At 61.4% G+C, this 22,227-nt stretch carries 24 protein-coding genes; 14 read left to right on the top strand and 10 right to left on the bottom strand.

Translation table 11 applies throughout. The features are described 5' to 3' along the window. Positions 1-6: 6 nt before the first annotated feature. The 6 genes from FB472_RS06555 to FB472_RS06530 form a co-directional block, all read right to left on the bottom strand. A complete protein-coding gene (locus tag FB472_RS06555; protein WP_342775544.1) occupies positions 7-1,701 on the bottom strand; it encodes an amidohydrolase in 1,695 nt (564 codons plus the stop codon). 10 nt (positions 1,702-1,711) lie between these two features. Beyond that, positions 1,712-2,554 (bottom strand): ABC transporter permease, encoded by an 843-nt coding sequence (locus FB472_RS06550; RefSeq protein ID WP_141990227.1) that lies wholly within the window; start codon positions 2,552-2,554, stop codon positions 1,712-1,714. Continuing rightward, positions 2,551-3,510, bottom strand: a complete 960-nt coding sequence (locus FB472_RS06545; RefSeq protein WP_141990226.1) for an ABC transporter permease — start codon at positions 3,508-3,510, stop codon at positions 2,551-2,553. Before FB472_RS06545 ends, FB472_RS06550 begins: the two co-directional genes overlap by 4 nt. A 26-nt stretch (positions 3,511-3,536) precedes the next feature. Next, positions 3,537-4,718 carry a polyamine ABC transporter substrate-binding protein gene (locus FB472_RS06540; RefSeq protein WP_141990225.1) on the bottom strand — a complete coding sequence of 394 codons (1,182 nt, stop codon included), beginning with the start codon at positions 4,716-4,718 and terminating at the stop codon, positions 3,537-3,539. A 13-nt stretch (positions 4,719-4,731) separates the two neighbouring features. Further along, positions 4,732-6,000, bottom strand: a complete 1,269-nt coding sequence (locus FB472_RS06535) for an ABC transporter ATP-binding protein (RefSeq protein ID WP_215730397.1) — start codon at positions 5,998-6,000, stop codon at positions 4,732-4,734. A 150-nt stretch (positions 6,001-6,150) separates the two neighbouring features. Beyond that, positions 6,151-6,588: an Lrp/AsnC family transcriptional regulator gene (locus tag FB472_RS06530; protein ID WP_021809944.1), complete on the bottom strand. Its 438-nt coding sequence runs from the start codon at positions 6,586-6,588 to the stop codon at positions 6,151-6,153. A 103-nt stretch (positions 6,589-6,691) separates the two neighbouring features. Here FB472_RS06530 and ddaH point away from each other — a divergent pair, with 103 nt between their 5' ends. Continuing rightward, complete coding sequence (gene ddaH, locus FB472_RS06525; protein WP_141990224.1) at positions 6,692-7,528, top strand: dimethylargininase; 837 nt, start codon at positions 6,692-6,694, stop codon at positions 7,526-7,528. Positions 7,529-7,573: 45 nt separating this feature from the next. Here ddaH and FB472_RS06520 read toward each other — a convergent pair whose 3' ends face one another. Genes FB472_RS06520 through FB472_RS06510 form a run of 3 tightly spaced genes read right to left on the bottom strand, consistent with a single transcriptional unit; the run spans position 7,574 to position 10,817 of the window. Beyond that, complete coding sequence (locus FB472_RS06520) at positions 7,574-8,014, bottom strand: nitroreductase/quinone reductase family protein (RefSeq protein ID WP_141990223.1); 441 nt, start codon at positions 8,012-8,014, stop codon at positions 7,574-7,576. Between the two features lie 38 nt (positions 8,015-8,052). Further along, complete coding sequence (locus FB472_RS06515; protein WP_141990222.1) at positions 8,053-9,282, bottom strand: MFS transporter; 1,230 nt, start codon at positions 9,280-9,282, stop codon at positions 8,053-8,055. A gap of 14 nt (positions 9,283-9,296) precedes the next feature. Continuing rightward, positions 9,297-10,817, bottom strand: a complete 1,521-nt coding sequence (locus FB472_RS06510; protein ID WP_141990221.1) for a SulP family inorganic anion transporter — start codon at positions 10,815-10,817, stop codon at positions 9,297-9,299. A 197-nt stretch (positions 10,818-11,014) separates the two neighbouring features. On the opposite strand from FB472_RS06510, the gene FB472_RS06505 reads away from it, so the two are divergent. The 13 genes from FB472_RS06505 (at position 11,015) to mnhG (ending at position 21,734) form a co-directional block, all read left to right on the top strand. Continuing rightward, the gene (locus tag FB472_RS06505; RefSeq protein ID WP_215730396.1) at positions 11,015-11,407 is read left to right on the top strand and encodes a MerR family transcriptional regulator; all 393 of its coding nucleotides are present in this window, start codon (positions 11,015-11,017) and stop codon (positions 11,405-11,407) included. 119 nt (positions 11,408-11,526) lie between these two features. Then, complete coding sequence (locus FB472_RS06500) at positions 11,527-12,168, top strand: NAD(P)-dependent oxidoreductase (RefSeq protein ID WP_141990220.1); 642 nt, start codon at positions 11,527-11,529, stop codon at positions 12,166-12,168. Beyond that, complete coding sequence (locus FB472_RS06495; RefSeq protein WP_141990219.1) at positions 12,165-12,611, top strand: MarR family winged helix-turn-helix transcriptional regulator; 447 nt, start codon at positions 12,165-12,167, stop codon at positions 12,609-12,611. The genes FB472_RS06500 and FB472_RS06495 overlap by 4 nt, the downstream gene beginning before the upstream one ends. Beyond that, positions 12,608-13,468 carry an SDR family oxidoreductase gene (locus FB472_RS06490; protein WP_141990218.1) on the top strand — a complete coding sequence of 287 codons (861 nt, stop codon included), beginning with the start codon at positions 12,608-12,610 and terminating at the stop codon, positions 13,466-13,468. The genes FB472_RS06495 and FB472_RS06490 overlap by 4 nt, the downstream gene beginning before the upstream one ends. A 113-nt stretch (positions 13,469-13,581) precedes the next feature. Then, positions 13,582-14,016: a hypothetical protein gene (locus tag FB472_RS06485; protein ID WP_141990217.1), complete on the top strand. Its 435-nt coding sequence runs from the start codon at positions 13,582-13,584 to the stop codon at positions 14,014-14,016. Further along, positions 14,016-14,237, top strand: a complete 222-nt coding sequence (locus FB472_RS06480) for a helix-turn-helix transcriptional regulator (protein WP_141990216.1) — start codon at positions 14,016-14,018, stop codon at positions 14,235-14,237. Before FB472_RS06485 ends, FB472_RS06480 begins: the two co-directional genes overlap by 1 nt. Then, on the top strand, positions 14,234-15,316 hold the full coding sequence (locus tag FB472_RS06475) for an NAD(P)-dependent alcohol dehydrogenase (protein WP_141990215.1): 1,083 nt from the start codon (positions 14,234-14,236) through the stop codon (positions 15,314-15,316). The genes FB472_RS06480 and FB472_RS06475 overlap by 4 nt, the downstream gene beginning before the upstream one ends. A gap of 95 nt (positions 15,317-15,411) precedes the next feature. Next, positions 15,412-18,375: a Na+/H+ antiporter subunit A gene (locus FB472_RS06470; RefSeq protein ID WP_141991492.1), complete on the top strand. Its 2,964-nt coding sequence runs from the start codon at positions 15,412-15,414 to the stop codon at positions 18,373-18,375. After that, a complete protein-coding gene (locus FB472_RS06465; protein WP_141990214.1) occupies positions 18,372-18,884 on the top strand; it encodes a Na(+)/H(+) antiporter subunit C in 513 nt (170 codons plus the stop codon). Before FB472_RS06470 ends, FB472_RS06465 begins: the two co-directional genes overlap by 4 nt. Continuing rightward, complete coding sequence (locus FB472_RS06460) at positions 18,881-20,443, top strand: Na+/H+ antiporter subunit D (RefSeq protein ID WP_141990213.1); 1,563 nt, start codon at positions 18,881-18,883, stop codon at positions 20,441-20,443. Before FB472_RS06465 ends, FB472_RS06460 begins: the two co-directional genes overlap by 4 nt. After that, positions 20,436-21,047 carry a Na+/H+ antiporter subunit E gene (locus FB472_RS06455; RefSeq protein WP_141990212.1) on the top strand — a complete coding sequence of 204 codons (612 nt, stop codon included), beginning with the start codon at positions 20,436-20,438 and terminating at the stop codon, positions 21,045-21,047. Before FB472_RS06460 ends, FB472_RS06455 begins: the two co-directional genes overlap by 8 nt. Then, positions 21,044-21,340: an MrpF/PhaF family protein gene (locus FB472_RS06450; protein WP_141990211.1), complete on the top strand. Its 297-nt coding sequence runs from the start codon at positions 21,044-21,046 to the stop codon at positions 21,338-21,340. The genes FB472_RS06455 and FB472_RS06450 overlap by 4 nt, the downstream gene beginning before the upstream one ends. Further along, complete coding sequence (gene mnhG / locus FB472_RS06445; protein ID WP_246078114.1) at positions 21,330-21,734, top strand: monovalent cation/H(+) antiporter subunit G; 405 nt, start codon at positions 21,330-21,332, stop codon at positions 21,732-21,734. Before FB472_RS06450 ends, mnhG begins: the two co-directional genes overlap by 11 nt. On the opposite strand, the gene FB472_RS06440 is transcribed toward mnhG, so the two are convergent. Beyond that, positions 21,731-22,174, bottom strand: a complete 444-nt coding sequence (locus FB472_RS06440; RefSeq protein WP_141990209.1) for a hypothetical protein — start codon at positions 22,172-22,174, stop codon at positions 21,731-21,733. The two genes, mnhG and FB472_RS06440, sit on opposite strands and share 4 nt — an antisense overlap. Positions 22,175-22,227 lie beyond the last annotated feature (53 nt).

Here is a 22,227-nt window from a genome sequence, read left to right as displayed (position 1 = left end):
CGAGCCTTATGGTTGTGCGGGCGCGCGGTATACGCGCTCGCCTTCGACGAAGGTTTGTTCGGTGCGGGTGAGTCCGATTTCTTCGACTGGCCCGGTGAAGGGGTTGCGGTCGAGCACCACAAGATCGGCGAACTTGCCTACCTCGATGGTGCCAGTCTCATCTAGATGATTGGTGTGTGCCGAACCAGCCGTGTAGGCGGTCATTGCGGTGAGCAGATTAAGGCTCTGTTCCGGCAAAAATGCCTCGTAGTTGCCCTCCTCGTGGCAGGGAGCGGCGATACGGTTTACGGCAACATGGATCGCCGCCATGGGGTCAGGGCTAGATACCGACCAGTCGCTGCCCGACGCCAGATGGGTTCCAGCCCGGTGCAGGTCGCCCCACGGGTACTGCCACGAACTGCGGGGGTCGCCCAGGAATGGAAGGGTCAGGTTGACCATCTGTGGCTCGAGGGCGGCCCACAGCGACTGCATGTTGGCGGTGACTCCCAACTGTGCGAAGCGGGGAACGTCATCCGGGTGCACCACCTGCAGGTGAGCGATGTGGTGGCGGTTATCGTTGGGGCCGTTGATGGCGCGTGCCGCTTCTATTGCGTCGAGGCACTCCCGCACGGCACGGTCGCCGATGGCGTGAAAGTGCACCTGGAACCCGAGGGCGTCGAGTTCGGTGACATTGGAGATCAGCTGCTGGGCATCAACGAAGGAAATCCCAGAGTTGTCGGTGTGGTGACCGCAACCGTCAAGGTAGGGCTCGAGCATTGCGGCGGTAAAGTTCTCGGCGACGCCATCCTGCATGACTTTCACGGTGGTGGCGGCAAAGCGCCCGGCAACGTTGTTTTTGCGCCGCAGCACCAGTTCGGGAATCTGTTCGGGGCCTCGGGTGCGATCCCACCAGAGGGCACCGACAACCCGTGCGGTGAGCACTCCCGAGTGCGCCGCCTCCATATACGCGGGGGTGGCATCTCCCGCGTCGCCGTAGCCGCCAAGGATGGCGTCTTGCCATGCGGTGACCCCCAGCGAGTGCAAATACTTTTGCCCAATCACCAGGGCGCGAGCGTAATCCTCGGGGGAGGTTTCGGGCAGCAGGCGGTTCACGAGCGACATCGCACCCTCGTGCAGGGTTCCGGTGGGGTTACCGTCGGCGTCGCGTTCGATGCGCCCGTCGGCGGGGTCGGGGGTGTCGCCCGTGATGTCGGCAAGTTTGAGGGCGCGCGAGTTGACCCACGCCCCGTGACCGTCACGATTCGGGATGAACGCCGGTCGATCATCCACTGCTGTGTCGAGGTCGGATGCCGTGGGTGTTCCCCCGGGGAAGGCGGCCATGTTCCAGCCACCGCCCAAAATCCACTCAAGCTCAGGGTGGGCGACGGCGTGGTTGCGGATGCGGGTGAGGTACTGGTCGCGCGTTGAGTCGAGTGCAAGGTCGCAGCGGATGAGATCGAGCCCGCCCCACACCGCGTGCACGTGGGCATCCTGAAAGCCGGGGCTGAGTAGTTTGCCGTCGAGCTCAACCACTTCGGTGTCGGGGCCGATGAGCGCTTGGATGTCGGCGTCGCTGGACGGTGCGGCAGCACCCGCACTCACGGCAATGATTCGCCCGTCGCGCACGGCAACACTTCCGGGCGTGGGTTCGCCACCGGTTGCCGTGAAAATGGCACCGCCGGTAAAAACAAGGTCAGCAAAGTTCATAGTTTCGTGCACCATCTCTCGCGGCTTAGCCGCCTCCGACTGTTTTGGCGATGTCGGTCGGGGAGTCGCCGGCCCGACGCAAGACGTAAGCTACCAAAGCCAAAGCTCCGAGCGTCAGTAGCAGCATGATGGTGGAGACGGAGGCAATTTCGGGGCGCAAGCCGCTGCGCACCGCACTGAGCACGTAGACGGGCCACGGGGTGGTGCCCGACACCTGCACGAACGCCGACACGATCGTGTTGTCGAGGCTCAGCGTGAACGCGAGAAGACCACCAGCCAGTACCGCAGGCATCACCAGCGGAAGCGTGATCTGGGTGAATCGTTTGAGTGGGGGCGCATACAGGTCGGCGGCGGCCTCTTCCAAGCTTTCGTCAATTCCGATGAGGCGCGAGCGCACGATGTAGGCAACGACAGCGGTAGCGAAGAGGGAGTGGCCGACAACGAGTCGAACAATGCCGTCATCGAAGATGCTGAGGCCAACATCTTGACCGAGGAACACCATCCAGGGCAGAAGCGAGACGGCATCCACAATCTCGGGGGTCACGGTGACGAGGATGAGCAGAATCAGAAACCACGGCGCCCACTTGCCTGCGTGGCGAGCCAGAGCAACACCGGCCATGGTGCCGAGGGCTGTGGCGATCAGCGCCGCGATGAACCCGGTCTGAATCGACACCAGCACGGCATCGGTAATCGCCGGTTTGGTGGCGATGGTGGCGAACGAACCAAAACCGAACTCGTTCCAGGCAACCAGCAACCGACCCTCGTTGAACGAGTAAATGATGATGATGGCGATCGGTGAGAACAGAAAGATGAAAACGATGATCGCCCATACCTTCAGCGAGATGTCGGTCAGGGAGAGGCGCTTCATGATTTGCCTCCCAGAACGAGTCGCTGACTGGCCCGGAGCGGAATGGTCGCCAGCCAAGAAATGAGGGCGGCGATCGCGATGGTGGTGAGAATTGTGAGCACGAGCACTACCGCCATTGCCGAACCCAGTGCCCAGTTTTGGGCGGTCTGAAACTGGTTGGCGACCATCTGGCCGGCCATGTTGCCCTTGGCACCGCCGAGTACGGTGGCGGTGATGTAGTCACCCATCAGAGGAATGTAGACGAGCAGGATGCCGACAATGATGCCCGGCTTCGCCAACGGAAGAGTCACGTTGAGGAAGGTTGACCATCGGCCGGCACCGAGGTCTTTGCTTGCCTCACGCATCGGCAGCGATACCCGGTCGAAGGCTACGAACATTGGCAGAATCATCAGCGGAAGGTAGTTGTAGACCACACCGATCAACACCGCAGTGCGCGTGAACAAAATTTCGAGCGGCTGGTCGAGCACCCCGATTGACTGCAGGGCGGTAGAGAGCAATCCGCTCGGGGCAAGAATAATCTGCCACCCAATCGTGCGAACCAAAAAGTTGGTCCAGAACGGAATCATCACCATGGCGAGCAGCAGCCCGCGGCGCGACACCGGGGCCTTAAACGCGAGCCAGTACGCGAACGGGATGGAGATTGCCAAGCAGATCAGCGTGCCGACAACTCCCACCCACAGCGTGTTCTGGAACGTAGAAAAGAACGTCGGTGACAGCGCTTCGGCATAACGATCGAAAGACAGCACATCATTGGCGTGGGTACCAAAAATGCCTGGCTTGTATCCGAAGCTGAACCACACCACCAGCGCGACCGGCGCCACAAAGAAGGCGATCAGCCACGCCCACGCAGGAATTGCGAGGGCGAAGCTGGGCAGCTTCAGGCGGCGACGCGGGCGCACCTGAGCGGCCGGCACCCCACGTCCTGGGGCAGGTCGCTTCTCAAGGGTGGTGGTCATTCTGTGCTCTCGACTGGCGGCCGCGGTTAGGCGCCAGCAGCGGCCTTGGTCTTGTCCCAGATCTCAACGATGCGCTGCTGCGCTTCGCTCAGGGCCTGCGTGTGCATTGTCTTGACCTGCTCCTCGTCGAAGAAGACCAGGTCGAGCATCTCGAGTTCGGCATCCCGTGCCGCCTCCTCGATGCCGGTGCCACCGGTGTGGTAGCCGATGTAGTCGAGTTGGCGCAGGGCTGCATCCGAAGCCAACACATAGTTGATGAAAGCGTGGGCGGCTTCGGGGTTGGTTGCGCCCTCGGCGATAGCCCAGTTGTCCATCCACAGTTCAGTGTCGGGCGAGCCGAGCACCCACTGCCAGCGGTCGGGGTCGTCGCTTTCCATGATGCCGATGCGGGCGTCACCATTCCACGACTGCATGAGGATCTGCTGCGCCTGCGGAATTGCTGCGCCGCCGGGGTAGGAGTCGAACGCTGAGATGTGGGGGGCGAGGGTGTTGGTCAAGAAGTCTTCTGCTGCTGCGAGGTCAGCTTCGTCTGTCGTGTTCCAGTCGATGCCGTTGGCCCAGTAGTAGATGCCGAGCAGCGGTGCGGGGTCATCGAGAACGGAGGTTCTGCCGCTGGCTTCGTTCTGGGCGGCATCAATGAAATCGGCCCAGGTGGTGAGTTCGCGACTGATCTTGGTCTTGTCGTAGACGTAGCCGGTGGTGCCCCAAGCCTTACAGATGGAGTACTCGTTATTGGGATCCCAGTCGCGCCCGAGGAACGCGGGGTCCATGTCGGAGATGTTGGGGATGAGATCGAGGTTCAGCTTGCTGAGTAGGCCGTTCTCTACCATTTGCGGGATAAACGGTCCCGTGGGAACAACTATGTCGTAACCACTGGTGCCGCGGGCAGCAACCAGCTTGGAGATCAGTTCCTCATTGGAGGCGAACGAATCAAAGGTCACGGTTGGGCCGAGCTCGTCGGAGAATTCGGCAACCAGATCGGGGTCGTCGTAGTCACCCCAGCTGTACACCGAGAGTGCACCTTCGAGTGCGCCGCCGGTGGCCTGAGGCGCGGAGCCTCCTCCCGACTGTGGGCTGCACGCGGCGAGCAGAGCGGCACCGGCGGCTGTGCCAGACAGTGCGAGAAAGCGGCGCCGGTTCAACTCCGACTTGATGATTTTCGTTGCCGAGGTCGAGGCAAGAATGCGTACCGGGTTTTCGTGTGACATCAGGATGCTCCTTCTAAAGGGCCATTGAACTGGTGGGTGGGGCTGGGTTAGAAACGGCGCTGGCAATGTCGGCCTGAGCCTCTGTTGCCTGCTCGTTGGGAAAAAGGTGGACGCTCGCGGCATCCCACGAACAAATGACCTGCTCGCCGACGGCGAGGCGGGGAGCATTGGGCCGCGGAACACGGGAGAGAAGAGTCTGGCCGTGACCGATCGACACCAAAAACTGCAGCGTCTCGCCCTGATGGGAAACACCAATCACTTCGCCCGAAATCTCATTCTCCGCAGCAGTGGATGCTTCGGTGGCTGCCCTGCTCGACTCCGCAACTGTGACCGCTTCGGGTCGCACGGCAGCCTGCGCCTCCGAACCCGCTTTGAGTTCAGCGTGCGGTGCTGCGGCGCGCATCACACCGAAGCGCGACTCCATGACACTCGTGTTGATCGAAACAGTGCCCGGGATGAAGTTCTGCTGGCCAATGAAGCCCGCAACGTAGGCGCTCGCGGGGGAGTCATAAATCGTATCGGCGTCATCCAACTGTTCAATGCGGCCGCGGCGCATGATGGCGATGCGGTCACTCATCGAGAGAGCTTCGCCCTGATCGTGGGTGACAAAGATGAAGGTGATCCCTAGCCGCGATTGCAGCAGCTTCAACTCGATCTGCATTTCTTCACGCAGTTGGCGGTCGAGGGCCCCCAGCGGCTCATCGAGCAGCAGCACAGAGGGACGATTGATGAGGGCACGGGCGAGGGCGATACGTTGCTGTTGGCCGCCCGACAGCTGGGTCGGTTTTCGGTCAGCGAATGACACCATCTGCACCATCTCGAGCGATTCGGTGACGCGCTGACGAATCTCTGACTTTGCGGTGCCCTTTTGGCGCAGACCGTAAGCGACGTTTTCGGCCACATTCATGTGGGGAAAGAGCGCGTAGGCCTGAAATACGGTGTTGACGTTGCGCTTGTGGGGGGGAATGCCCACCACGTCTTGACCAGAAATTCGGATGCGGCCCTCGGTCGGTTCTTCAAAGCCGGCAAGCATGCGCAACGTTGTTGTTTTTCCGCAACCGGAGGGCCCGAGCAGCGAAAGAAATTCGCCGGGGCGCACGTGCAAACTGATGTTGTCGACCGCGGTTGCGCCGCCAAATTTTTTGGTCACACCCTCAAGCACGACGGTGCCTTCAGGCTCGCTCGCGCCGGGTGCTGCAGAGCGAGAATCTGCCGCGGCAGGGCTTGCATCGCTAGTGTTCTGGGCTGAAACCGTCACGTCGTCGTGCACCTCCGAGGTCACGAAAACTGATTCGCGACTGTCTAGTTAGTCAATCGGATATCACGGCGATGCGCAACATTGTGCACCGATTTGCCCGGTTAACTTCGTGTTACAAGACGGAATTCGTTGTGAAGCGGCCGATTCGCTGCGCAAAACAACGCCGCCTTGGTTCTATTCGTAGCGGCGGTGAATGAGTCGCGACAGCACGATCGAACTGCGAGTGTTGTCAACGTTGGTGGCGGTGCGGAGACGTTCGAGGGCGACCTCGAGCGAGTGGATGTCGCGCGAGCGCATGTGCACGACGGCGTCGGCCGATCCGCTGACTGTTCCGGCATCCACCACTTCGGGGATGGCGCTCAGAATTCGCTTCAGTTCGTGCGGAGCCACGTTGCCGCGGCAGAACAGTTCGACGTAGGCTTCGGTTCCCAAGCCGTCAACGGCGGGGTCGACCTGAATGGTGAAGCTGCGGATCACCCCGGTGGCCACAAGTCGATCAACACGCCGTTTAACTGCGGAGGCAGAAAGACCTACCGCGTCACCGATATCGCCGTAGCCAGCGCGGGCATTGAGGCGGAGCATGTCGATGATTCCTGCGTCCAGCTTGTCCATTCCGCAACTCTACGGCGAAATATTGTGCCGTGACTAGTCTTTGCGCCGCATTAGTGCGCATATTGCCGAGACATTGCGGATAGGTGCGTGAAACACTGGGGTTATGACGATCACTGACACTCACTCGACCACGCCTGCTCGTCAGGCCACCGCGAAGACCGTGCTGATGTGCCGTCCCGACTTCTTCACCGTCAGCTACCGCATCAACCCGTGGATGAATCCCGAAGACCCCACCGACACTAATCTGGCCGTCAAACAGTGGCAGACGCTGTACGACACCTACATCGAGCTCGGTTTTGACGTTCACCTCATCGACCCCATCGATGGCCTCCCCGACATGGTTTACGCCGCAAACGGCGGATTTGTGATCGACGGCAAAGCCTATGGCGCCCTCTTCACCTATGACGAGCGCAAAGCGGAAGGCCCCGCCTACATGGAGTGGTTCGGCGCACACGGTTTCGAGGTTGCCGACCCGAAGAACATCAATGAGGGTGAGGGCGACTTTCTCCTTGTTGGTGACAACATTCTGGCAGGCATGGGCTTTCGTACTTCTGTCGAAAGCCACACAGAGCTTGCAGAAATCTCGGGCCGCAACGTTGTCTCCCTCAACCTGATCAACCCCAGTTTCTACCATGTCGATACGGCCATCGCGAAGCTCGATGAGACCAACATTGCTTACCTGGGGAGTGCCTTCGATGAGCCCTCTCTTGAGAAGCTTCGGGCGCTGTACCCCGACGCCATTCTTGCCACGGAAGAGGATGCCGCCGTGCTCGGCCTCAACTCCTACAGTGACGGCTACAACGTGGTCATCGCCGCCCGCGCTAAAGACTTCGAGCGTCAGCTGAAGGAGCGCGGCTACAACCCGATCGGCGTCGACCTGTCGGAGCTGCTGCTGGGTGGTGGCGGCGTGAAGTGCTGCACGCTGGAACTGCGCCGCTAGTTTGCGCTGCCAGCCCGCCAGCCCGCCAGCCCGCGCTGGGTGCGGTTAGCGTTCTTCGCAGATGATCACCGGGATGTCGCGGTCAGTTTTGCGCTGATACCCCGCGTAACGGTCGTTCACGGCCACAATTTGCGGCCACAGTTCGGCTTTCTCCAGAGCGGTCGCCGTGCGGGTGTGCACTTTGAGGGTGCGTCCTCGCACGGTGATGGCGGCCTCCGGGTTCGCCACGAGGTTGCGGTACCACTGGGGGTCGCGATCGTCGCCCCCTTTTGAGGCGACAAAAACCCAGCGGCCTCTCCCGTGCACGGGTGCGGTCAGGAGTGTGGAACGTTGGACGCCTGAAACTCGCCCCGTGGTGTGAAGTTCAACGGTGGGCATCCGACCCAGAGTCCAGCCGAGCTTGCCGCCAGAAATGGTGAGCACGGCGCGGTGAACGCCGTTCATCAGTTTCATTCCGGCATCGCTCATTCGGTTGCGTCGGCTCATGACGCCATTATCGCGCGCTGTGCTGGGGAGACGCCGGGTCACGTAGCGCTGCGACGGTGCGGTGGGCGAACGAAAATTGCGAGTACTGCCACGAAGAGCGGGAGGATCGAGAAGGCAACAGCGGGGCCGGTGAAACTTCCACTGATATCGACGCCCAGGGATAGGGCGATTGGTCCGACCGCCGTTGATGCGAGGTTGATCGCGGTTGCGACTCCGCGAATTGAGCCGATGTGGGCTGTTCCGTAGTAGCGAACGTAGGCGGCGGCTTCCATCCCGCGCAGACTGCCTCCCGCGGCACCGAGGGTGAGGCCGTACATAATTGCCGTCCAGCCGGGGGAAACGATCGGCAGGAGCAGCAGTGAACCCGCCAGAGTGAGCATTGAGAAGATCACGAATAGTTTGGGGCTCACTCGGTCGATAAAGACGCCGACGAGCAGTGTTGCGGCGATTCCTGTCACGGTTTGGGGAAGGAAGTTGGCGGCCGCCTCGAACGGGGTCAGCCCCTGTTCGCCCAGAAGCGCAATCTGGTGAAAAGCCAGAGCGGTGCTGAGCATGCCTGAGACGGCCAGCGATGCTGCGATCACCCAAAACATTCCGGTGCGAACTGCCTCGCCCAGCGCCCATGATTCCTGTTGAATCACGATTTGTGCCGTCGATAGCGTGTCTAAATTGTGTCTCTGTGGGCCACGGCCCGGCAGGATAAGAGCGAGGGGGATGACGACCGCTGCAACGATCACGGCTTCCCAGCGCCAGGCATCGTAAATCCCGACGGCGGAGATTAAGCGTTCCAAGCCGACCGGGGCGAGGGAGATTCCTGCGGAGCCTATTGCGCTGGTTATTCCCAAAGCGAGCCCACGGTGTCGGGTGATTGCGCGGGCCACTGCGGTCGTTGCGGCCAAGCTGAGGGCACCCTGGCCGAGCATCCGAACCCCAACGAAGCCGGCCGTGAGGCCCAGAATATCGCCGACAAAGCTGAGCGCCAGCAGCACACCGGCAAACAGGACCCCGATGGCGATGGTGACAGAGCGCGCCCCGAATCGGTCTAGTGCGCGACCGACGAATGGTTGTGCCGCAGCGCCGGCTATCGTGCCGAAAAAGTAGCTCGCTGAGATGCCGGTTCGAGAGATGTCGAGTTCTGAGATGAGCGGGTCGGTGAATACTGAGAGCCCCGCGGTCTGGCCCGGTGCCGTCATCACGGAAAGCACTCCCGCGGCGGCAACGAGGGTCGCCCACGGCAGCCATCTCATGGGCGTGCGGTCGTTTCTCATGGGGGAAACAGCGGTTAGTGCCCGGCCCCGAGGTTGCCGCCAAGGCGGGTGTGGAGTGAGGTGCTCGCCTCGTTCATCCCGACAATCACGACGCGTTTGTTGAGGTGTTCGTATTTGTTTGTTATTGCGTCGAGCGCCGCCACCGTCGATGCGTCCCAGATGTGGGAGGCCGACACGTCAATCACGATCCGGTCGGGGTCATCCGTGTATTCGAACTGTGTTGTGAGGTCGTTGCTGGAGGCAAAGAACAGCGCGCCGTCAACCGTGTAGAGGGCTGTCGGTACGTTCTCGTCTTCGGGGAGGGTGCGCGTGACGGTAACGAGGTGCGCGACGCGGCGGGCGAAGGCGACCATCGCGATGATCACACCCACGACAACGCCGATGGCGAGGTTGTGGGTTGCGACGATCACGATCACTGTTGCGACCATCACGGTGGTCTCGCTCTTGGGCATGCGCTTGAGAGTGGAGAGGCGGATGCTGTGCCAGTCGAACGTGAGTACCGACACGATGATCATCACGGCGACGAGTGCGGCCATCGGCACGACGGCGAGCACGTCGCCGACGGTGATGACGAGCACCATGAGAAAGAACCCGGCGAGGAAGGTGGAGATGCGGGTGCGCGCTCCGGACGCTTTGACGTTGATCATGGTTTGGCCGATGAGGGCGCAGCCGCCCATTCCACCGAAGAAGCCGGAGATGATGTTTGCGGTTCCCTGACCGAAGGCCTCCCGGGTTTTACGCGAGTGGGTGTCGGTGATTTCGTCGACCAGTTTTGCGGCCATCAACGATTCCAGAATGCCAACGAGGGCCATTCCGAGGGCGAAGGGGGCGATGATGGTGAACGTCTCGAGAGTGAGGGGAACGTTTGGCACAAACAGGGTGGGCAAGCTGCGTGGCAGCTCACCCTGGTCGCCAATCGTTGGCACCGCAATCGAGGCCAGCACCGTGATGGCGGTCAGCACGACGATGGCTACCAGTGGGGCGGGAACGACTTTGGTCAGTCGCGGCATGACAACCATGATGATGATTCCGAATGCGACGAGGGGGTACACCAGAAAGGGAACTCCCAGCAGTTGGGGCAATTGCGATGTGAAAATGAGGATCGCGAGAGCGTTGACGAATCCGACCATCACGCTTCGTGGAATGAAGCGCATGAGTTTTGCGACACCGATTGCGGCGAGGATGAGCTGGAAAACACCGGCAAGGATTACGGTGGCGATGAAGTATTCGAGTCCGTACTCGCGCGCGACGGGGGCGATGACGAGAGCAACAGCACCGGTAGCACCGGTGATCATCGCGGGGCGTCCGCCGACGAACGAGATCACGATCGCCATTATGAAGGTTGAGAAGAGCCCGAGTCTGGGGTCAACTCCGGCGATGATCGAGAACGCGATTGCCTCGGGAATGAGGGCGAGAGCGACGACGAGACCCGCGAGAACTTCTTTGATGAGGATGCGCGGTGTGCGAAGAGCGGTGAGGACCGAGGGGTTGGGTTTGTAGCGGCTGGGCGCGTCAGACGTGCGATTGAGGGCCATGGATGCCTCCAGGTTGGGGCGCTCGAGAAGAGGAACCAGTGAATGAAAGTGTGGAGCGCATCGTTGCGCACCCAGCCTGCGCACGTGGCGGCGACTGGCGGTTGGTGTGGCGATTTTTCGGTTTGAAGCGCGCGACCAACTTGTCAACTCTACCCTAACGTTAGGGTAGAGTGTCAAGCCACAGAATGGGAGGCTGCATGGTCGCAAACAAGACCGCGGTCACGATGATGCACATTGGCGAACTAGCCGAAAAATCGAGCATGTCGCTGCGCACCATTCGCCACTACGACGACGTTGATCTGTTGAAACCTTCCGGGCGTTCCGAGGGTGGGTTTCGGCTGTACACGCGAGAAGACCTTGAGCGGTTGCTGCTCATCCGTCGGATGAAGCCTCTGGGTTTCACTCTGGAGGAGATGAGCGACCTTCTTGACATCATCGCTTCACTGCAGGGTGGAGAGCCGGGTTCCTCCAGCCCAGAGGTGCGTTCACGCCTGAAAGAGTTCCTCCAGCAAGCGACAACGAAGCGGGCAAAGCTCGAGGACTACTTGGTCAGAGCCGATGAACTGTTGGCCCTTCTCGAAGACCTGTGAGTGTAGGTTTCCGCCACAACCCTCCTGTTGTTGCTCCGACAGGGGAGATTCGCTGGTCGAGGTGGCGCTCGCCGAAATTTTTCCCCTCAGCATTTTTGTTTAGTTGCTAAAGTAATTAGATGACCAAAACCATTGCTCTATTTGGTGCAACCGGCAAAACCGGTCGCCGTGTGCTCGATCAAGCTCTAGCGCAGGGGTTCTCGGTGCGCGCACTCGCGCGCGACCCCGCCAAGATCGCCGTCGTCGACGACCGGATCACAGTCATCGAGGGAGATGTGCTCGATGCGCAGTCTGTCGATCGCGTAGTGGAGGGAGTGGATGCTGTACTCAGCGTTTTCGGGCATGTGAAGGGCTCCCCGGATGACTTGCAGGCAGACGGCACCCGGCTGATCCTCGAAGCGATGAAGCATCACGGGATCACCCGGATCGTGACCCTCTCGGGCGGAGGCTTGCGTGCCGAGGGTAGGGACCAGCCGAAGCTTCCCGATCGCATCATCCGGGGCCTCCTGAAGCTGCTGTCAGGTCAGGTGCTCGCGGATGCCGAAGCACACCTAGAGCTGCTGAAGCAGAGTGGGGTGGAGTGGACGGTCGTGCGCGGGCCCCGCCTCACCGAAGAGCCGGGGACAGGCTCGTACGGCGTCGGCTGGGTGGGTGGTGACAGCACCACAAAGATCAGTCGCGACGACCTCGCCACGTTTCTCATTACCCAGATTGACGATCGCCAGTACGTGCACGAGATGCCGTTCGTCAGCGCCCGATGAGCGACGCCGAGGCACCCGTCGACCCAGTGCGCGTGGTGCTCGGCAGTGTGGCATCGCTCAGTCGAGTTCTGTCGTCAGAGCAGCGGCGCCCCTTCGAAGGTCGGGTACTGACCAGCTCGCAAATGTCAGCGCTGTTCCTCCTCGCCCGAACACCCTCCGGCTTAACGCCGGGCCGTCTCGCGGAACTCCTCGCAGTATCTGCCGGCGCTGTTACTCAGCTCGTCGACGCGCTGCGGACGGAAGGTCACGTCGATATGAGGGTCAACCCTGATGATGCCCGCTCACGCATCATTGTGCTTTCCCGCGCCGCCCGCGACGAGGTGGAGCACTTCGAAGGCGCCACCGCCGAACGCCTGCGACCCAGATTCGCGGCCCTGACATCGGCCGAACTGACAACCCTTGCGGACCTCATAAATCGCGTAACCAGAGAGACGAAGAAATGACCAGGAGTGTTCTCGTGACCGGTGCTACCGGCACCGTCGGCGACGCAGTGACAGAGTTTCTGCTCGAACGAGGAGCATCCGTGCTCGGTGCCGTGCGCAACGCAGACGACGCGACCCATCTTCGGGAGGGCGCGGAAGCACGCCACTTCGACTTTTCTATGGCGCCATCCGAACTCGATCACGCACTGGAAGGGTGCGACCGACTGTTCCTCATGCGACCTCCCGCAATAGCCGATGTGCAGAAGTATTTGTTTCCGGTCATCGATGCCGCCCAACGTCGAGGCACACACCAGATTGTGTTCCTGTCGTTGCAGGGCGTGCAGCAGAACCGCAGCACCCCTCACTACGCCGTCGAGCAATATCTGAAGAGCACCGGTGCGCCATACACATCTCTGCGCCCCAACTTCTTCATGCAGAATCTGTCGACCACTCACGCGGCGGAGATCCGTGATGATGACGACGTTTTCGTGCCCGCCGGGCGCTCATTCACCGCCTTCATCGACGCTCGCGACATCGGACGCGTTGCCGCAGCCGTGCTCACCGAACCCGGTCACATCAAACAGGCATACACGCTCTCGGGCGAGCAGAGCCTCACGTACCGCAATGTCGCTTCCACCCTTAGTGACGTGCTCGGGCGAAGCATCCATTATCGGCGACCCAGCGAAACCGAGTACCTTTCCCGCCTGCGCACACAGGGCAAACCCGAGGACTACATCGCCGTGCAAAAGATGATCTACCGCATCGTACGGTTCAACATCTCGGCTTTCCCCAACCGATCCGTCCGGCGCATCACCGGACATCCCGCCACTACTTTTCGCGAATTTGCCACCCGCGAGAAGGGCGCGTGGCAGAAATAGCTCTCGTTTGGCGCCAACTCAGGGCGTAGCATCCAGTGTGTAAAAGATTCTTGACATTCTGTGGCAGCACCGTCTACTCTCAATGTAAATAATTCTTTACACTGGAGGTTGTTGTGGTTTACGAAGAACGCAACGTGTGGTCGGGCCTCATCGTGACCCTGATCGCGATGACGGTGTACGTCAGTGTCGTGCTGCAACAGGCAGCCGACGGCCCGCTCGATGAAGTGGTGTGGTGGCCCATCATGGCCTGGACAATTGGGGTCAGCATCGTCGCCGCGGTTGTGGTGAGCGTGCTCTGGGGGATCATTGCCGGACTGGGCGACGCCGACGGGGTCGGCAAATCTGATCAGCGCGATCGCGATATATCCCGAATGAGCGATCGGGTCGGCCAAGCTTTTCTCGTGATCGGCGGGCTCGGTGTGCTTGTGCTCTGCGCATTCGAAGCCGACTGGTTTTGGATCGCCAACACCATGTTCTTTGCCTTCGCGACATCCGCCTTCATCGGGGGCATCGCCTCAGTGATTGCCTACCGTCGTGGGCTCGTCTGATGGTTAAACCCACTCGAGTAACTAACAACATCCGCGCACTCCGTGACGAGGCGGGGCTGACCCAGGCTGAGCTTGCCCTCCACATCGGAGTAACCCGCCAAACGCTTATCGCCATCGAACAGGGCAAATACTCGCCAACGCTCGAGCTGGCGTTTCAGATCTCTCGCGTCTTCGGCACAGGCATTGACGCCGTTTTCCACTACCCCGAGGAACAGAGATGACCGCGGATGCTGCCGCCAACCTGAGCGGCCAAGAAAAGACACCAGCGGTGCCGACCATGATGCGCGCCTGGAGCCAGACGAGCTATGGCGGGCCCGAGGTTGTGAAGCCGGGAGCGCTGGCGGTGCCGACTCCCGGCTCCGGTGAGGTTCTGTTGCGGATTCGAGCGACGGCGCTGAATTCTGCAGATGTGCGAGTGATGCGCGGCGAACCGCTGTTGCTTCGGGCAGCCTTCGGCGGGCGACGCCCGCGGCAGCGGGTGCGCGGCCACGATGTTGCCGCAACCGTTGTCGGACTGGGCGCAGCGGTAACCGAGTTTCACGGGGGGGATGAGGTGCTGGGCGAGATCAACGGCGGCGGTCTCGCCGAGTACGCAATTGCGCCAGTTTCGCGGCTCGTTCCCCGTCCTGCCCCGCTCGACCCTGTGATCGCCGCAGCACTACCCATGGCCGGTGGAACCGCATGGCAGGCCCTCGATCTCGCCGCAGTAGCGGAGGGTCAACGGGTGCTCGTGATTGGTGCATCCGGTGGCGTCGGCACGATGGCGGTGCAACTCGCTCACCTGCGCGGTGCCGAAGTCTGGGCACTGTGCGGCCAGCGAAGCCGCGCCCTCGTGGAGAGCATTGGAGCGCAGCGCACCTTTGATTACCGCATGGTGCAGCCGGGCATGGATGAACTCTCGCCCAAAGCAACCGAGGGAGGCTTCGATACGGTTATCGATATCGCGGGAACGGCGCCGTTGCGGCGGCTGAGGGAGTTGCTGCGCCCCGGCGGATTTGTGGTGCTGGTGTCGGGGGAAGGTAACCGCGTGCTGGGACCGGTCGGGCGACTGCTGGCGGCATCCGTCATGTCGATCGGGTCGAAGCGCCGTTTTCGTCCGCTTGCCGCCGTCGCTAAGCCGCAGATTCTGGAGCAGCTGGTGGCGCTCGCCGCCGGTGGTGCGCTAGCGCCCGTGATTGAGCGTACGTGGTCGTTTGCCGATGCGGATAAGGCACTCGCCCATGTAGATTCGGGCCGCACCGTGGGCAAGGTGATTGTCACCGCGGCGCGAGTGGGTACGTCTTCCCAGCCGCCCGGTTAGAATAGGGGCGGGCAGTGCACGCTACTGCCCCATTTCCGCCGGGTTGCTACGCCACTGAGCCGCCCTACACGACCGAACACCGCCGTGGAGGCCCGATGCTCGCTCTGCTTGCAGCATTCGGTGTCGTAGCGCTCATCATCCCGACGCTCACGCGCTGGCTCGGTCGCCAGGTGTTCTTCGTCGCCGCGCTTGTGCCGCTCGCAGCCTTCGTTGCCGCGCTCATCGAGAGCCCCCGAGTTGTCGCCGGCGCAACGATCGCGCAGAAAGTCGACTGGATCCCCGAACTTAGCCTCTCGATCTCGGTGCGCATGGATACACTCTCGTGGCTGCTCACCCTCATCGTGACCGGAGTCGGCGCGCTTGTACTCATCTACTGTGCGCGATATTTTGAGGATGATGAGGCAGCCCTCGGCCGATTTGCTGGCCTACTGTTGGCGTTCGCCGGTGCAATGTACGGGCTGGTGCTTGCCGACGACGTGTTCCTGCTTTTCATTTTTTGGGAAGCGACCAGCGTGCTCTCCTACCTGCTGATCGGCCACTACACCGGCAAAAAAGCCAGTCGAGGTGCGGCGCTGCAGGCACTGCTGGTCACCACTCTCGGCGGGCTTGTCATGCTCGTTGGTCTCGTGCTGCTGTCGGTCGAAACTGGCACGTCGAGTCTTTCTGGAATCATCGCGGCGAGCCCGTCCAATACCATCGTCACCGTTGCCGTCATGCTGGTGCTCGTGGGCGCCGCATCCAAATCGGCTATTGTTCCGTTCCAGTTTTGGCTCCCGACAGCAATGGCGGCACCGACCCCCGTTAGCGCCTACCTGCACGCCGCCGCCATGGTCAAAGCGGGCATTTATCTGGTCGCGCGGTTCGCCCCCGGATTTGCAGACACACCCGGGTGGCGCGAAGTCGTTGTTGTGCTCGGGCTCACCACGATGCTGCTGGGTGGCTGGAATGCGCTCAAGCAGTACGACCTCAAACTCATCCTTGCCTGGAGTACGGTCAGCCAACTGGGGTTCCTCTTCGTCATCGTCGGATACGGAACCCAGGATGCGGCTCTTGCCGGAATCGCCCTCCTCCTCGCCCACGCCCTCTACAAATCCACCCTCTTTCTTGCCATTGGGATCATCGACCACCGCGCCGGTACCCGCGACCTACGCAAACTCTCCGGGCTCGGGCGACGCGCCCCCGTTCTCGCCGCTGTCTGTGCCCTCGCACTTGCGTCAATGATCGGGTTTCCGCCGACCATCGGCTATGTCGCAAAAGAGGCCGCCTTTACGGCTCTTCTCACCGACGCCGAGAGTGGAACGGCCCTGGGCTGGATCGCTCTCATCGGTGTCGTGCTCGCCTCGGTGCTGACCGTGGCGTACTGCGCCCGCTTTATGTGGGGCGCCTTCGCCACCAAACCGGGTGTCAAGAAAATCGGGGCAGTGCGAGAGCGGCCACTGTTCTGGGGTGCACCCGTCATTCTTGCGGTGACCGGAGTTGTGCTGGGGCTCGCGGCACCCGCCGTCGACTACTTCATCGTGGGTTACTCGGCGCTGTTCGCCACCGACCTGGTATCGCCAGAAGGTGAGATCTACCATCTCGCCCTCTGGCACGGGTTCGAACCGGCTCTCGCCTTCTCCGCGTTCACCCTGGTGGTCGGTGGCGCGCTGTTCTTCGCTCGCACCCGGGTCACTCACGTTCAGCAGCGTGTTGCGATCGGGTACTCGGCAGCCGACGGCTACGGCGCCGTAATGCGCGCGATCGACCGAACGGCGGCGCGCATAACAAGCCTCACCCAGCGCGGATCGCTGCCGTTCTACCTCGGAGTGATCCTGACCGTCTTCGTGGTCACCATGGGTGCTTCGCTGGCATTCAATCGCACCTGGACCGGATCTTTTAGGCTGTGGGATTACCCCGTACAAGCGGTCATCGGCCTCGCCATGGTGATCGCGGCGATTGCCGCGACGCGAGCGACGAAACGGTTCCAAGCAGCGGTGCTCGTCGGAGTAACCGGAATCGGGATGTCGGCACTCTTCGCACTCCAGGGTGCCCCCGACCTTGCGCTCACCCAGATTCTCGTTGAAATCGTCACCCTCATTGCTTTCGTTCTCGTTCTTCGGCGGCTTCCGGCCAGGCTCGGCAAAGTTCACGGCTCGGTGAAACGCGGGCTGCGGGTAGCTGTCGGCATCGCCGTCGGAACGATCATGGCGGTCGTCGCTTTCGTTGCAACCGGGGCGCGCACGCAACTTCCCATCTCGCTCGAGTGGCCAGCACTCGCATTCGACGAGGCGCACGGCCGCAACGTCGTCAATGTTGCCCTCGTCGACCTCCGTGGCTGGGACACGATGGGTGAGCTTGCTGTGGTCATTGCCGCCGCAACGGGAGTGGCGAGCCTTATTTTCATCAGCGGTCGAGGGGTCGACAACCTTCCGAAAGTCGGTCGGCGTGACGCCCAGCTGGCTGGCCACGCGACCCTGCGAAACGCGAGCGATCCCAGTAACAATGACCGCGGGTTGTGGTTGCTCGCCGGCCGATCACTTGCCGAGCGCAACCACTCCATTCTCCTTGAGGTGGTCGTGCGGCTGCTCTTCCACCCCATCATCGTGCTCTCGCTCTATCTGCTCCTCGTCGGTCACAACGCACCCGGGGGCGGATTCGCCGGCGGGATTGTTGCGGGAATGGCGCTCGTGGCCCGATTCCTCGCTGGCGGAAGACAAGAACTCGGTGCGGCCGCCCCGGTGGATGCGGGCAAAGTGCTCGGTGCCGGCCTGGTACTTGCGGTCGGAACGGCGATAACCCCACTCTTCTTTGGTCGGGATGCTCTTAGCTCGACCCTGTTCGAGGGCGAATTCGGCATCTTCGGCCACATCGAGTTTGTGACCTCCACCATCTTCGACATCGGGGTCTACCTCGTCGTCATCGGGCTCGTTCTCGATGTGCTGCGCAGCCTGGGGGCAGAAGTTGACCGGCAGTACGAAGAAGACGATGTGGGAGCCACTTCGACCACCACGAACACCACGACCACCACGAACACCACGAACACGAAGCAGAACACTGATGCCGAGGAGGTGCCGTCGTGACCATCGCCCTGATCCCCATCATCGTTATGGCGGTGCTGTATGCCTGCGGAGTCTTCCTCATGCTCGAGCGCAGCGTGACGAGGGTGCTGCTCGGCTTTCTGCTCGTTGGCAACGCCACCAACCTGCTTCTGATCATCGTGGCGGGAAAGGCTGGCGTCGCACCGGTCGTCGGCGGAGGGATCCCCGCAGAAGACATGACTGACCCCCTCCCTCAGGCCCTCATCCTCACCGCCATTGTCATCACCTTCGGTGTTTCGGCGTTTCTGTTGGCACTCATCTACCGGGCTTGGCGGCTCGCGCAGGGCGACACTCTTCAGGACGACGAAGACGACATCGCGCTTCGTACGAGCCTCGGCGTGCCGGGGGAGAATCCTGAAGACACCACCTCAGATAGTGACTTTGTCGTTGACGAGGGCACCGAGCTGCACGAACTTGAAGAAGCGGATGCACAGGCAGCCGACGATGAGACAGAACAATCGACGATCACCACGGATCGGGGTGACTCATGAACACACTCGTGCCGCTGGTCGTTCTGACCCCGCTCGTGGGTGCCGCGCTGACGCTAATTCTCGGCAAGCGACCGCAGGCACAGCGGATCATCGCCATTGGTGCCCTCGCTATTGTGCTTGCCATCGGCACGGCACTCATCTTCGTCGTGGATGCGGAAGGGTCGCTTGCGATGGAAGTCGGCGGCTGGGCCGCCCCCTTTGGCATCGTGCTCGTCGTCGACCGACTCTCGGCACTCATGGTCGTCGTCTCGGCGATCGTGCTGCTTGCCGTACTCGTGTTCTCGCTCGGCCAGGGCCTCGCCGACCGAGACAACGAGACTCCCGTCTCGATCTACTATCCGACCTACCTGATCCTTGCGACGGGCGTCTTCAATGCGTTCATCGCGGGGGACCTTTTCAACCTGTATGTCGGTTTTGAGATCCTCCTTGTTGCGAGCTACGTGCTCATCACGCTCGGGGGAACGAAGGAGCGCATCCGGGCGGGCACCACCTACGTGGTGGTCAGTCTGGTGTCGTCGCTCTTGTTCCTCGCCGCCATCGCGATGATTTACGGTGCGGTGGGCACTGTCAATATTGCGCAGATCTCGCTGCGGATGGCGGAGATCCCGATCGACGTGCAGATCGTACTGCATGTGATGCTCCTCATCGCCTTCGGCATCAAGGCAGCAATTTTCCCCCTCTCGTTCTGGTTGCCAGACTCGTATCCGACGGCACCGGCACCGGTTACGGCCGTGTTTGCGGGGCTCCTCACCAAGGTGGGCGTCTATGCGATCATCCGCACCGAAACCGTCATCTTCCCCGGCCCAGAACTCAACAGTGCGCTCATGGTGGTGGCGCTCCTCACCATGGTCATTGGCGTGCTTGGAGCGGTCGCGCAGGCAGACATCAAACGGCTGCTCTCGTTTACCCTCGTCAGCCACATCGGCTACATGATCTTGGGCATATCGCTGGGCACAGCGGCCGGCACGGCGGCAGCGATCTACTACATTGTGCACCACATCATCGTGCAGACGACCCTGTTTCTCGGCGCTGGGCTCATCGAACGCATCGGAGGCACGACCTCCATCACAAAGCTTGGCGGTCTGTTGACGGCTGCGCCACTGGTGGCCATACTGTTCCTCCTTCCCGCCCTCAACCTCGGCGGCATTCCACCGTTCTCTGGCTTCATCGGCAAACTCGCCCTCTTCGAGGCCACTGCACAGCAGGGCTTGCCCCTCGGGTATGTGCTCATTGCTGCGGGCGCGCTCGTCTCTCTTCTCACCCTCTATTCGCTCGCGCGAGTATGGAATATGGTCTTCTGGAGGCCTGCGAAAGACGTTCAGGGTTACGAATCGCGGCTGCTTGAGAACGTTTCCGAAGCACCGGGTCCTACCCGGGTTCGCGCCGCCAAGCAAGCGCCCACTCTGATGGTGGTGGTGACCGGCTTCATGGTGCTGGTCAGCCTCGCGCTCACCATTTTTGCGGGCCCACTGTACGGTTACAGCGACCGTGCGGGCCAAAACCTGCAGGGTCCGCTCACCTACGTCGATATCGTCTTCCCGGGTGGCAACGATGACTGATTTTTCTCCCACCAATGCCGAGCCGGCCGAGCCGTTGACTCGTCGTGAGCTTCGCTGGCGTATCTGGCAGCAGCTCCCGCTGATCCTCCTGCTTGTTGCCTTATGGATGCTGCTGTGGGGTACTGTCAGCCCGCTCAGCGTCACCAGTGGGGTGCTGATTGCATTCGCGGTGACGAGCGCCCTCTACCTTCCCCCCGTGCAACTCTCCGGTCGCTTCAATCCGTTCTGGTTCGCCCTCTACCTGATCAGGTTCTTGGGCGAACTTGTGGCTGGATCTGTGAAGGTTTCGTGGCAGGCCTTCTCTCCGAAAGGTGTGACGAAAAACTCGATCGTTGCGGTGCAGCTGGTGACGCGCTCTGACATCATCATGACCCTCACCGCGATCACGGTCACCCTCATCCCTGGTTCCTTAGTTCTTGAGGTGGACCGCCACAAATCGGTGCTGTACCTGCATGCCCTCAACACCACCGATGAGAGTGCGGTGAATGCCCTGCGGCGCTCCGTGCACTCGGTTGAGCGTTCCCTCGTGCGGGCGATTGGTTCCCCGGAGGATGTGGCCAACTGCAGGGCGCTGGCCTCTGGATATGACGGGCGCACGCGATGATCCCGGCACTTCACATAGCCGCTGTGGCCCTACTCTGCGCTGGCACCCTGCTCACTTTTTACCGTCTGCTTCGTGGGCCGGGCATCCTCGACCGGATGATTGCGTCTGACGTTCTGCTGACAACACTCATGCTGGCGGTCGGAGCCGACATGGTGGTCAACGGACACACGCGCACGATCCCGCTCATGCTCGTACTGGCGGCGACAGCAATTTTTGCCACGATCGCGGTCGCCCGCTACGTCTCCAAACAAGATGCCAGTGACCCACAGGGGGAGGCTCCCGTTGACGACTGAAACCATCCCTGACCTCATTGCCGCCATCCTGCTTGTGCTCGGCGGCATCCTGACTCTCGCTGCTGGGGTTGGGCTCGTGCGATTCCCTGATGCCCCGAGCCGATTGCATGCCTCAACCAAACCGCAGGTGCTTGGCCTCGTTCTGGTACTCATCGCGCTCGCACTGTCAGCGCGCAGCTGGTCAATGATGCTGGTGCTGATCCCCATTTTTGTATTCCAGATGCTCACCGCGCCTATTTCGGCGCATTTTGTTGCGCGCGCCGCCTACCGCATGGGCAACTTCAGAAAAGATTTGGTCTTCGTGGATGACCTCGCCGACGCGATCGCGCAGGCGAACGCAGAACCGGCATCCGATCAGGCCGAGTCAACGAAACCGGCGAGCGACGACTCTTAGGATTCGTGCGGTGTGGCCTCATGGTGGCGTTTGCTGTGGGTGCGACGATCCTCTTTCATTTCCGCTTCAAAGATGTGCCTCTTGCCGGCAACAAGCTCATCCCGAGCCTTCTTTTCTTCTGCGGCAAAAGCGGCGTAGTAGTTGTCGTCATAGTCCTCAACTATTTGGAACGTCCACCGCCCCTCAATGACGTTCCGGCCCACCATTACCTTCTCGAGCCGGTCGGCAATGGCGGTGTGGCCCGCCTCGCGCAGAAGGTCGACGGCTTCGCCAAGAGCAAGGTCGGCTTTGCCGGTGAGCCGATGAAATGAGTAGAGCTGGCCGCGGGCATTATCCACAACCTCGAGTGCTTCCGACAGTTTGCCGAGAGCCTTGATAGTGATGTCGGGTGTTCCGGCTGGCCGGCGGTGGGCGTCGTCGACGGAGGTGGTGACAGTCATCGTGTTTTCCTTTTCTGACGGGAAGCAACAGTGTCTGTATTCTCCCGCACCTT

The sequence above is a fragment of the Rhodoglobus vestalii genome, from assembly GCF_006788895.1.
Lineage (GTDB): Bacteria > Actinomycetota > Actinomycetes > Actinomycetales > Microbacteriaceae > Rhodoglobus > Rhodoglobus vestalii.
This window is presented reverse-complemented; position numbering and strand designations above follow the sequence as displayed.

Coding starts and splice junctions, on each gene's coding strand:
- FB472_RS06555 (WP_342775544.1), bottom strand. CDS start 1,701: ATGGTGCACGAAACTATGAACTTTGCTGACCTTGTTTTTACCGGCGGT.
- FB472_RS06550 (WP_141990227.1), bottom strand. CDS start 2,554: ATGAAGCGCCTCTCCCTGACCGACATCTCGCTGAAGGTATGGGCGATC.
- FB472_RS06545 (WP_141990226.1), bottom strand. CDS start 3,510: ATGACCACCACCCTTGAGAAGCGACCTGCCCCAGGACGTGGGGTGCCG.
- FB472_RS06540 (WP_141990225.1), bottom strand. CDS start 4,718: ATGTCACACGAAAACCCGGTACGCATTCTTGCCTCGACCTCGGCAACG.
- FB472_RS06530 (WP_021809944.1), bottom strand. CDS start 6,588: ATGGACAAGCTGGACGCAGGAATCATCGACATGCTCCGCCTCAATGCC.
- ddaH (WP_141990224.1), top strand. CDS start 6,692: ATGACGATCACTGACACTCACTCGACCACGCCTGCTCGTCAGGCCACC.
- FB472_RS06520 (WP_141990223.1), bottom strand. CDS start 8,014: ATGAGCCGACGCAACCGAATGAGCGATGCCGGAATGAAACTGATGAAC.
- FB472_RS06515 (WP_141990222.1), bottom strand. CDS start 9,282: ATGAGAAACGACCGCACGCCCATGAGATGGCTGCCGTGGGCGACCCTC.
- FB472_RS06510 (WP_141990221.1), bottom strand. CDS start 10,817: ATGGCCCTCAATCGCACGTCTGACGCGCCCAGCCGCTACAAACCCAAC.
- FB472_RS06505 (WP_215730396.1), top strand. CDS start 11,015: ATGGTCGCAAACAAGACCGCGGTCACGATGATGCACATTGGCGAACTA.
- FB472_RS06500 (WP_141990220.1), top strand. CDS start 11,527: ATGACCAAAACCATTGCTCTATTTGGTGCAACCGGCAAAACCGGTCGC.
- FB472_RS06495 (WP_141990219.1), top strand. CDS start 12,165: ATGAGCGACGCCGAGGCACCCGTCGACCCAGTGCGCGTGGTGCTCGGC.
- FB472_RS06490 (WP_141990218.1), top strand. CDS start 12,608: ATGACCAGGAGTGTTCTCGTGACCGGTGCTACCGGCACCGTCGGCGAC.
- FB472_RS06480 (WP_141990216.1), top strand. CDS start 14,016: ATGGTTAAACCCACTCGAGTAACTAACAACATCCGCGCACTCCGTGAC.
- FB472_RS06475 (WP_141990215.1), top strand. CDS start 14,234: ATGACCGCGGATGCTGCCGCCAACCTGAGCGGCCAAGAAAAGACACCA.
- FB472_RS06470 (WP_141991492.1), top strand. CDS start 15,412: ATGCTCGCTCTGCTTGCAGCATTCGGTGTCGTAGCGCTCATCATCCCG.
- FB472_RS06460 (WP_141990213.1), top strand. CDS start 18,881: ATGAACACACTCGTGCCGCTGGTCGTTCTGACCCCGCTCGTGGGTGCC.
- FB472_RS06455 (WP_141990212.1), top strand. CDS start 20,436: ATGACTGATTTTTCTCCCACCAATGCCGAGCCGGCCGAGCCGTTGACT.
- FB472_RS06450 (WP_141990211.1), top strand. CDS start 21,044: ATGATCCCGGCACTTCACATAGCCGCTGTGGCCCTACTCTGCGCTGGC.
- FB472_RS06440 (WP_141990209.1), bottom strand. CDS start 22,174: ATGACTGTCACCACCTCCGTCGACGACGCCCACCGCCGGCCAGCCGGA.